11 protein-coding genes are annotated in these 8,848 nt (G+C 69.3%); 4 read left to right on the forward strand and 7 right to left on the reverse strand.

What is annotated here, in order from left to right:
* On the reverse strand, positions 1 to 636 hold a 636-nt coding region (locus CVO76_RS10730; protein ID WP_208739227.1), incomplete at its 3' end, for an alpha-hydroxy acid oxidase.
* 86 nt (positions 637 to 722) lie between these two features.
* On the opposite strand from CVO76_RS10730, the gene CVO76_RS10735 reads away from it, so the two are divergent.
* The 3 genes from CVO76_RS10735 to CVO76_RS10745 all read left to right on the forward strand — a co-directional run bounded on the left by CVO76_RS10735 (position 723) and on the right by CVO76_RS10745 (position 2,669).
* Positions 723 to 1,415: a FadR/GntR family transcriptional regulator gene (locus CVO76_RS10735; protein ID WP_208739228.1), complete on the forward strand. Its 693-nt coding sequence runs from the start codon at positions 723 to 725 to the stop codon at positions 1,413 to 1,415.
* Positions 1,416 to 1,491: 76 nt separating this feature from the next.
* Positions 1,492 to 2,160, forward strand: a complete 669-nt coding sequence (locus CVO76_RS10740) for a GNAT family N-acetyltransferase (protein ID WP_208739229.1) — start codon at positions 1,492 to 1,494, stop codon at positions 2,158 to 2,160.
* Positions 2,157 to 2,669, forward strand: coding sequence for a mycothiol transferase (locus CVO76_RS10745; RefSeq protein ID WP_208739230.1), 513 nt, complete (start codon positions 2,157 to 2,159; stop codon positions 2,667 to 2,669). The genes CVO76_RS10740 and CVO76_RS10745 overlap by 4 nt, the downstream gene beginning before the upstream one ends.
* Here the strand turns inward: CVO76_RS10745 and CVO76_RS10750 are convergent.
* The 5 genes from CVO76_RS10750 to CVO76_RS10770 all read right to left on the reverse strand — a co-directional run bounded on the left by CVO76_RS10750 (position 2,666) and on the right by CVO76_RS10770 (position 6,934).
* Positions 2,666 to 3,316 carry an alpha-ketoglutarate-dependent dioxygenase AlkB family protein gene (locus tag CVO76_RS10750; protein ID WP_208741787.1) on the reverse strand — a complete coding sequence of 217 codons (651 nt, stop codon included), beginning with the start codon at positions 3,314 to 3,316 and terminating at the stop codon, positions 2,666 to 2,668. The two genes, CVO76_RS10745 and CVO76_RS10750, sit on opposite strands and share 4 nt — an antisense overlap.
* Before the next feature lie 307 nt (positions 3,317 to 3,623).
* Positions 3,624 to 4,670 (reverse strand): NAD(P)-dependent alcohol dehydrogenase, encoded by a 1,047-nt coding sequence (locus tag CVO76_RS10755; protein WP_208739231.1) that lies wholly within the window; start codon positions 4,668 to 4,670, stop codon positions 3,624 to 3,626.
* A gap of 106 nt (positions 4,671 to 4,776) precedes the next feature.
* Positions 4,777 to 5,238: a MerR family transcriptional regulator gene (locus CVO76_RS10760; RefSeq protein WP_133081445.1), complete on the reverse strand. Its 462-nt coding sequence runs from the start codon at positions 5,236 to 5,238 to the stop codon at positions 4,777 to 4,779.
* A gap of 178 nt (positions 5,239 to 5,416) precedes the next feature.
* On the reverse strand, positions 5,417 to 6,004 hold the full coding sequence (locus CVO76_RS10765) for a GNAT family N-acetyltransferase (RefSeq protein WP_208739232.1): 588 nt from the start codon (positions 6,002 to 6,004) through the stop codon (positions 5,417 to 5,419).
* 99 nt (positions 6,005 to 6,103) lie between these two features.
* Entirely contained in the window at positions 6,104 to 6,934 is an 831-nt protein-coding gene (locus CVO76_RS10770; RefSeq protein WP_208739233.1) for a DUF1684 domain-containing protein, read from the reverse strand.
* Positions 6,935 to 7,218: 284 nt separating this feature from the next.
* Here CVO76_RS10770 and ppk2 point away from each other — a divergent pair, with 284 nt between their 5' ends.
* Positions 7,219 to 8,241 (forward strand): polyphosphate kinase 2, encoded by a 1,023-nt coding sequence (gene ppk2, locus CVO76_RS10775; protein WP_208739234.1) that lies wholly within the window; start codon positions 7,219 to 7,221, stop codon positions 8,239 to 8,241.
* Positions 8,242 to 8,245: 4 nt separating this feature from the next.
* On the opposite strand, the gene CVO76_RS10780 is transcribed toward ppk2, so the two are convergent.
* Positions 8,246 to 8,671 carry a DUF4190 domain-containing protein gene (locus CVO76_RS10780; protein WP_133081441.1) on the reverse strand — a complete coding sequence of 142 codons (426 nt, stop codon included), beginning with the start codon at positions 8,669 to 8,671 and terminating at the stop codon, positions 8,246 to 8,248.
* Between the last annotated feature and the right edge of the window lie 177 nt (positions 8,672 to 8,848).

An 8,848-nucleotide genomic window follows, 5' to 3' on the forward strand; every position in this document is an offset into this window, starting at 1 on the left:
GCCGTTGCGGACGTCGCGGAGCCGGGCGCCGGCGACGGCGGTGTCCACCGTGACCATCAGGGTGTCGTTCCCGGCGGCGGCCGCACGTGCGATGAGTTCCATGGAGCGGTCGCGGTCCGTCCACAGGTAGAGCTGGAACCAGTTGCGCCCGTTCGGGGCTGCCTGTGCGACGTCCTCGATGGACGCCGTTCCCATGGTGGAGAGCGTGTACGGGATGCCTGCGGCTTCTGCGGACTGCGACCCGGCGTACTCGCCCTCCGACTGCATCATGCGCGTGAAGCCCGTGGGGGCGATACCGAACGGCAGGGCCGAGTCCTTGCCGAGGATCGGCGTCACGGTGCTGACGGTCCGGACGTCGCGGAGGATGCCGGGACGGAATTCCAGGTCGAGGAACGCCTCGCGGGCCCTGCCGAGGGAGATCTCGGCTTCGGCGGCACCATCCGTGTAGTCGAAGGGAGCGGTCGGCGTGCGGCGCTTGGCCATGTCGCGGAGGTCCCAGACGGTGTTGGCCCGCTGGAGTCGCGCCGCGGCGCCGAACTCCGGCTTCTTGAACTGCATCAGTGGGGCGAGATCCGCGACTCTGGGGATCCGGCGTCTGAGCGCGGGAGGGACGGATGCGCGGGAAGGGGTCTGCATGGTGTGCCTCTGCTCGTCGTCGGGCCGGACGGTCTGATCGCAGATCCTACGGGCTGTGGTCAGACCACACAAGCTATGCTGGCGCCATGCGCACGCACCAGGTGGTCTCGGCATGGCTCGAGCAGGAACTCGCGGCCGGCCGCCTGCACATCGGCTCGCGGCTGCCCGGCGAGCGCACCATGGCGGAGCGGCTGGGGATCTCCCGTGCGTCCGTCCGTGAGGGGACGCGCGTCCTCGAGGCGCTCGGCGTCGTCCGCGCCGGAGTGGGGTCCGGGCCGCAGGCCGGCACGGTGATCACGGGCAACCCGTCGCTCGCCCTCGATTCCGCCCTCCGGCTCCATGTGGCGAGCGCCCATCTGCGGGTCAAGGACATCGTGGAGACGCGGCTCCTGCTGGAGACCTGGGCGGCGGCCCATGCATCGCCGGGATCACCGTCCCTCGAACGCGCGGCACGGCTGCTCGACGAGATGGACCGGTGCGACGACGGTCCCGCCGGCTTCCTGCAGCGGGACGCGCTCTTCCACGTGGCGCTCGCGGAGGCCGCCGGCAACGTCCTGGTGGGCGCGATGATGGGATCCCTCCGGGGATCGATCGAGGACTACACGCAGCGGCTGACCGCGCGCCTGCCCGAGTGGGGCGCGACGTCCCAGCGGTTGCGCAGGGAGCACCGGGCGATCCTCGACGCGGTGCTCGAGGGGCGTGGGGAGCACGCCGCGGAGCTGGTGCAGGATCATATCGAAGGCTTCTACCGGGAGTCGGGTATCCACAGCGAGGGGTAGGGCCATTGACAGTCTGCTGTGCTTTGCAATAGGGCGCAGGTCACCTAGACTTCTGGAACTGGTCGAGCAGGAGGCCGTGGACCCACCGGACGTGGAGCTGACGATGGAACACCTTCCGCACGTACTCGAGCATCCCACTGCACGACAGGACGGGAAGACGCCGTCCTGGGCCCCCCGGCGAGCGCATCTCACCGCTGTTCCGCAGGACGCGGACGCGGACTTCCCGCAGGACCTCGCCGAGGTGTCGACGCGACAGCTGCGCATGCTGTGCAACCGCACGTACCAGGCCCTGGACACCGACCACCCGTCCCTTCCGATGCGGGAACGCTACGACCTCCTCGTCGAGGAGCTCGAGCGGCGTGAACGCCAGGCCGAGCGGCACGGGGCAGCGGACGATTCCCGGGAGAAGTTCCGTGACAACGCGCTGTTCTCCCGGTTCGAGCTGTACCGCAACGGCGTTCTCGCCGGCTACGTGCAGTACGAGATGCGGGGTGGGGACGTCCTGCTGCTGCACTCCGTGGTGGACCCCAGGTTCCGCCGCATGGGCCTCGAGCCGGTGCTGATGCAGGCCGTGCTGCTCAACGCGCATCGTCGCCGCCTGGCCGTCATGCCCTATTGCCCGGAGGCGCAGGAGTTCCTGGCCTCCCACCCGCAGTTCCTCTCCCTCATCCCGGCCAGGCAGCGTCGACGGTTCAGGCTGCTGCTGGCATCGCGGGCCGCCGTGGCCGGGCAGGAGCGTCCGTGACGCCGGTCGAGGTCCTCTCGGAGGCTTTCGGGCGCTTGCCCGACCTGGTGCGCGGCGCTGTGGAGGGCCTCGACGCCGAGCAGCTGTCCCTCCGCCCGGGCGGCTCGGCCAATTCGATCGCCTGGCTGGTCTGGCACCTCACGCGCGTCGAGGACAGTCACTTCGCCGAGGCCTTCGGGCACGAGCAGGTGTGGCTGTCCGACGGCTACGCCGATCGGTGGGCACTGCATCTCGATCGCGAGGACACCGGCTACGGTCACTCCACCGATCAGGTCGACGCCGTGCGGGTCGGGTCGGCGCAACAGCTGCTGGACTACTTCGATGCCGTCCACGAGCGCTCCCGGCGCCTCGTCGCGGGCCTCACCGACGAGGACCTGCACAGGATCGTCGACGAGCAGTGGGACCCACCGGTCACGCTGCTCGTGCGGCTCGTGAGCGTGGTGGACGATGCCGTGCAGCACGCAGGGCAGGCGGCCTATGCGCGGGGCATCATCCTCTCCGGGAGCTAGCCGAGCCCGGTCTGCCGCAGCGTGATGTTGAGCCGGCCCTCGAACCCGATGCCGGCAGGGGCGCTCCCGGGCAGCGTCTTGAGGACCCCGTGGTAGGCGAACCGTGACGGGCCACCGAACACGAAGAGATCCCCGGACGCCAGGTGCACGTCCTGCCACGGACGGTTCCGGTTCTCCGTGTTCCCGAAGCGGAAGACGCACGTGGTGCCCAGACTGAGGGACACCACGGGCGCGTTCACGCGCTCCTCGCGGTCCTGGTGCATGCCCATCTTCGCGGCGTCGTCGTAGTAGTTGACCAGCGCGGCATCCGGTTCGTAGGACGCGCCGGACCCGTCGCCGTACGCGGCGTCCACGGCGTCCCGTCCCAGCGTGCGCAGCACCTCGGGAAACGGCGCGACGGCCCCGCCACCGGCGTCGTCCGCGGTGCGGCTGTAGCGGTACGGCAGCCAGTGCCAGCCCAGGCTCACGCTCCGCACGGACATGACCCCGCCGGTGGGCATCGTCACCCTCCGCATCGGGACCGGTCCATTGGCCCACGTGCGGCAGAGCCCGACGAGTTCCCGCTGGCGATCGAGGTCGAGCCAGCCGGGGACGTGCACAGCCCCGGGAGCGGGCTCCTGCCGGGGCCGGGGGATCAGGGCGTCCATCGGATCGGTCACACCACCATTGTGCGGCGGAACCGCCGCCCTGCCGACTTCCGCGCTCACCCGGAAGGACGGCGGATGACGAAGTGCCGGAAGGTCACCGGCGGACGACGCGGAGGCCTCCCTGAAGTGCCGGTCGCGAGCCGATCGTCTGCACCACCCTGGAACCCGGAACAGCAGCCCACTCCCTGAGCAGGAATGGGCTGCTGAGTTCCGACGACTGTCGGCGTCCTCCATCGAGGATGGTGGGCCGGCGACCTGCCTGCTGGACGGTGCCGGTGGTCTCCTGGACTGCGCGGGCGGGTCGTGGTCAGGCGAAGGTGGCGGCGTCGATGACGAAGCGGTAGCGGACGTCCGAGGCGAGCACACGCTCGTAGGCGTCGTTGATCTTCTCGGCGGGGATGACCTCGATCTCGGCGCCGATCCCGTTCCGGGCGCAGAAGTCGAGCATCTCCTGCGTTTCGGCGATGCCGCCGATCATGGAGCCGGCGAACGAACGGCGACCTCCGATGAGCGCCATCGCGTTCACCGGCAGCGGCTCGGCGGGCGCGCCGACGTTGACCAGAGCGCCGTCGACCGTCAGGAGTCCCAGGAAGGCGCTGATGTCGATGCTGGCGCTGACGGTGTTGATGATGAGATCGAACGAGCCGGCCAGATCGGTGAACGTGGTCTCGTCGCTGGTGGCGTAGTAGTGGTCGGCGCCCAGGCGGAGGCCGTCTTCCTGCTTCTTGAGTGATTGTGAGAGGACGGTGACTTCGGCGCCCATGGCGTGCGCGATCTTGACGGCCATGTGACCGAGGCCGCCGAGGCCGATCACGGCGACGTTCTTCCCCGGGCCGGCGCCCCAGCGGTGCAGGGGTGAGTAGGTGGTGATGCCGGCGCAGAGCAGGGGGGCGGCGGCGTCGAGCTCGATGCCCTCGGGGATCCTGAGCACGAAGTCCTCGGTGACGACGACGTGGGTGGAGTAGCCACCCTGGGTGACGGTCCCGTCGCGGTCGGTGGCACCGTAGGTGCCGACCATCCCGTTGACGCAGTACTGCTCGTCGCCCGCCGTGCAGTTCTTGCACTCCCCGCAGGAGTTGACCATGCAGCCGACGCCGACGCGATCGCCGACGGCGTGCCGGGTCACCTCGGAGCCGACCTCGGCGACGATGCCCGCGATCTCGTGCCCGGGTACCAGAGGGTAGGGCTGGGGACCCCAGTCGCCCTGCACGGTGTGGATGTCGGAGTGGCAGATGCCGGCGTACTTGATCTCGATCAGGACATCGTGGGGACCGACGTCGCGGCGTTCGATGGTGGTGGGGGCGAGGTCGCCGTCAGCGGAGGGCGAGGCGTAGGCGTGAACTGTGGTGGGCATGGGTTTCTCCTTGTGGGGTGTTCGGTTGCTGGTTGCGGCCGGCCGTGTTCGTCCGCTTGCATAAGGGCGTTGTGGGCCGTGAAGCCCTTCGGCGGTGGCGCCGTGCCTACTGCTTCCTGGTCTTCTTGAGATCGTCGGCCAGGGAGCGGGCTTCGTCCGACAGGTGCGCGGCCCTGGAATCGTCCCCGTCCTGGACGGCCTGCCAGTAGTCGATCTTCAGTGCGACGTAGCGTTCGCGCAGGGCGATGGATCTCGCTTCGACGGCCAGGTGTTCCTGCTGGGCCTTCAACAACTCGATCTGCTCCGGGGCAGCAGCCGCCCCGAGTGCTCCGTTCCCGATGTAGCGGCGCATGTCGCTGACGGACATCCCCGTTGCGCTCAGGCAGGAGACCCAGGTCAGCAGATCGAGGTCCTCCGGCGTGTAGATCCGGTGCTTGCTGCTCGCTCCGCGGGAGATCGGAGTGATCACGCCGATGGACTCGTAATAGCGCAGCGTGCTCGCCGGCAGCCCCGTCAGGGCCGCCGTCTCCTTGATCGTGTACGTCTTTCGGACCGTCGGTGCGCTCACTCCATCAACGATAGGAACTTCAAGTACTTGAAGACAAGCTGCCCTCGGCAGTGACGAGGTTCGCACGAGGCCACGGACCGCGGCCGTACGACCGACGGCTCCGAAGGACTCCCTGTCCGGGATGCCGGCAGGTCGAGGTCGAGGTCCAGGTCCAGGTCCGGTAGTCCAGGTCGAGCGCTCAGTGTTCGCCGGCTTGATCCGGCTCGTATCGCATGAGGAGGCGCGGAAACCCGTTGATGACCGAGCTCGTGACGGCGGACTCGGTGAAGCCGGCTCGTTCGAACAGTGCGCGGGTTCCTACGTAGGCCATCGTGAGGTCTACTTTCCGGCCCTGGTTGTCGACCGGGTATCCCTCGATCGCTGGGGCTCCGTGATCGAGGGCGAACTGTACGGCGCCGCTGAGCAGGTGGTGCGAGATGCCTTGTCCGCGGTGTCCCGGGCGGACCCTGATGCACCAGATCGACCACACATCACTGTCGTCCACGCGAGGGATCCTGCGGTTCCGGGCGAAGCTCGTGGCGGCACGGGGGTGCACGGCTGCCCATCCCACGACGTCGTCACCGTCGTATGCGAGCACTCCCGGTGCAGGGTCCTGTGCTGCGAGTTCCCTGACGAGAGCTCCGCGTTCGGGGCCGCGGAGTGCAAGATTCAGCGTCGACGGGATCCGGTAGCTCAGGCACCAGCACACAGTGGCGTCGGGCCGCTTGGGACCGACCATCGTGGAGATGTCCTCGAACACCGTCGCCGGCCGGATCTCGATCACCATGCCGCCACCTTACAGATGCCGGTCCGCACGTGCGGTGTGCGAGCCCCTGGCTCCCGGACGGTCCTCTACGCCGTGCCGGCGCCGGCGGCGTCCTGCTCCTCAGGAGAGCGGGTTCTTCTCCCCCGCCTCGATGGCCGCCTCCAGCCTGTTGGCATCGACGGGCATGGGGCAGGTGCCGTAGGGCGTGAAGGCACTGGGATAGTTGATCGCCCTGTTGAAATCGACGATCACCGTGCCGTCCGGGCGCGGGTGGCGCGTGGCGACCTTCCGCCAGTCGGCCGTCGCCGATCCGTTGGTGCTGTCGTGGAACGTGATGGAGAGGCCCCCGGCCTCCTCCTGGGAGGCGCCGAGCCGGAACTCCCGGGCGTCACCCGGCAGCGAGAACACGACGTCGCCCACGAGCGTGGTGGCGCCCGGGACCTCGTCATGCGCGGTCCTGATGTGTTCCTCGCGCGGCTCGTCGTACGGCTCGAAGCGGGCCTCCACCACCAGGTCCGGGCGGTAGCCGAATACCGGGACCTCCTCGAAGCCGGTCGCCGTCGGTGATTCCGCATCCCTGGTCCGGATGGCGTAGCGGCCGGCACGGCGGGCGAGTTCCACCACGATCCGGCGTCCCGTGGACCCGCCGTGCGAGACCCACAGGAGTGACTCCTCGTCGTCGAGGACAGCGGTGATCGTGCCGTCCACCCGGTGCCCGCCCGGCGGCCCGCCCGGCAGCCCGATCAGCCCGTCGGCGGCGGAGGCCGTGAGGCTTGCTCCGTCATCCGTCGCGGACCACAGCCCCGGGACCTGCTCCACTTCCGCGGGTTCGGGGCCGAGCCACTGGAAGGACGTCAGCGAGAGCCAGCCGTGCTCCTCAGCGAGCGCCGCGTTGCGCGCCTCCCGGAAACGCGCCCAGCGTTCCTCGGCCGTCCGGGTGGTGGTGCTCATCCTGTCCTCCTGCTCGGGTGTTCCTGCACTGCTCTGTCCGCACCGCCTAGAACCCGGGCGGTGCCCGCGGCATTCCCGGTCCGCGGCGTCCCCGCCCCACGGTATCCATGTCCCACGGTGTCCACGTCCCACGGTGTCCACGTCCAGCGGGATTGCCGCTCCGCGGGCGAGCCGCATACCGGCAGGCCGTCGATCCGTCCACCGGGCCTCCGGTCCTGCCTCCTCCCCTCCCGTCCTCAGGTCCGTCTGCGACGATGGACCGTCGACGGGCAGGAGATAAGAGAATGACCGATGGACCAGGAACGGCGACCGGGGCTGCGAACGAGCCCGAGGACGAACTGACCGACGAGCCGACCGATGCTCCCGCCGACCGCGCTGCGGTCTCCGCCGGGAGCGAGGGCGCCGACGAGCCGCCGCCCGTCCCCGTGCCGACTCCCGGCGGGAACGGCGACGGCGACGACCACGTGCTCCTGCCGCATCCGGACCTGCCCACCTGGCGCGAGGACTACCCGTACGACACCCGGATGACGGAGCGCGAGTACCAGAAGACCAAGCGGGCGCTGCAGATCGAACTGCTCAAGATGCAGGGGTGGGTCAGGGCGAACCGGGCCAAGGTCGCGATCCTGTTCGAAGGGCGCGACGCCGCCGGCAAGGGCGGCACGATCAAACGGTTCACGGAGAATCTCAATCCCCGCGGGGCGCGCGTGGTGGCGCTGGACAAGCCCAGCGAGAAGGAACAGACGCAGTGGTACTTCCAGCGCTACGTCTCCGTGCTGCCCTCGGGCGGCGAGATCGTCCTGTTCGACAGGTCCTGGTACAACCGCGCCGGTGTGGAGCGGGTCATGGGGTTCTGCACGCCGACCGAGTACCTCGAGTTCATGCGGCAGGCCCCGGAGGTTGAACGCATGCTCGTGCGCAGCGACACGTTCCTCATCAAGTTCTGGTTCTCCGTGTCCCGAGAGGAACAGCGGCGGCGTTTCGCCCAGCGACACTCGGACCCGGTGCGCCGCTGGAAGCTGAGCCCCATGGACCTGCAGTCGCTCGACAAGTGGGACGACTACACCGAGGCGAAGGAGGCGATGTTCTTCTACACGAACACCGCGGACGCGCCGTGGACCGTCATCAAGAGCAACGACAAGAAGCGGGCGAGGATCGAGGCACTCCGCTACGTCCTGTCGGTCCTCGACTACGACGAGAAGGATGCCGACGTCGTCGGCACACCGGATCCCCTGATCGTGGGGACCGGGCCGAACTCGCACCTGGTCGAGGCCGGCGAGCAGTCCACCCGCCGCTTCCCGACGCTCTAGCGGCTCAGGTGCTGTAGCTGGAGGTGGCCGCGAATCCGGCGAACATGAGGACCACCAGGAGGATCCCGAACAGGATGGCGAGGCCGTAGAGCACGACGTTGATCCAGCCGAGCACCTTCCCCGCCGTCGCGGGCACGCCGAGGCGCTCGGCCTTCCTCGCCTGCCAGATGGCCAGCGGCCCCAGGACGATCCCGGCCACGAACAGGCCCACGATGCCGAGGATCAGGGAGAGCTGCGCCGCCTTCTCGCCCTCGATCGACTGGTAGGACGACTGGTAGGAGGACTGGTACGGTCCCGGCTGGTAGCCCCCCTGGTACGGCTGGGTGGGCGGGTAGGGAGCGCCGCCCTGGCTGCCGTACGCACCGCCGTCGTACGGGCTCGAATGGCGGCCTGAGTAGGGGAGCTCGCTGGGGTAGGGGTCCTGGGACATGGCGGGTTCCTCTGCTCTGCTGGTGCGCGGGTGCCCCGGAGCTGTTGCTGCCGGGGCACCATCATCTCGCGTCCGGCCCGCCGGCGCATACCCCGCACCGCCGGGTTCCCGGGATCGGGCCCGGGCCCCTGCTGCTAGGCGTCCACGCGCTGCGCGGACCGCAGGCGGGAGTGGCGG

This window comes from Arthrobacter agilis (assembly GCF_002953615.1).
Classification (GTDB): Bacteria; Actinomycetota; Actinomycetes; order Actinomycetales; family Micrococcaceae; genus Arthrobacter_D; species Arthrobacter_D agilis_B.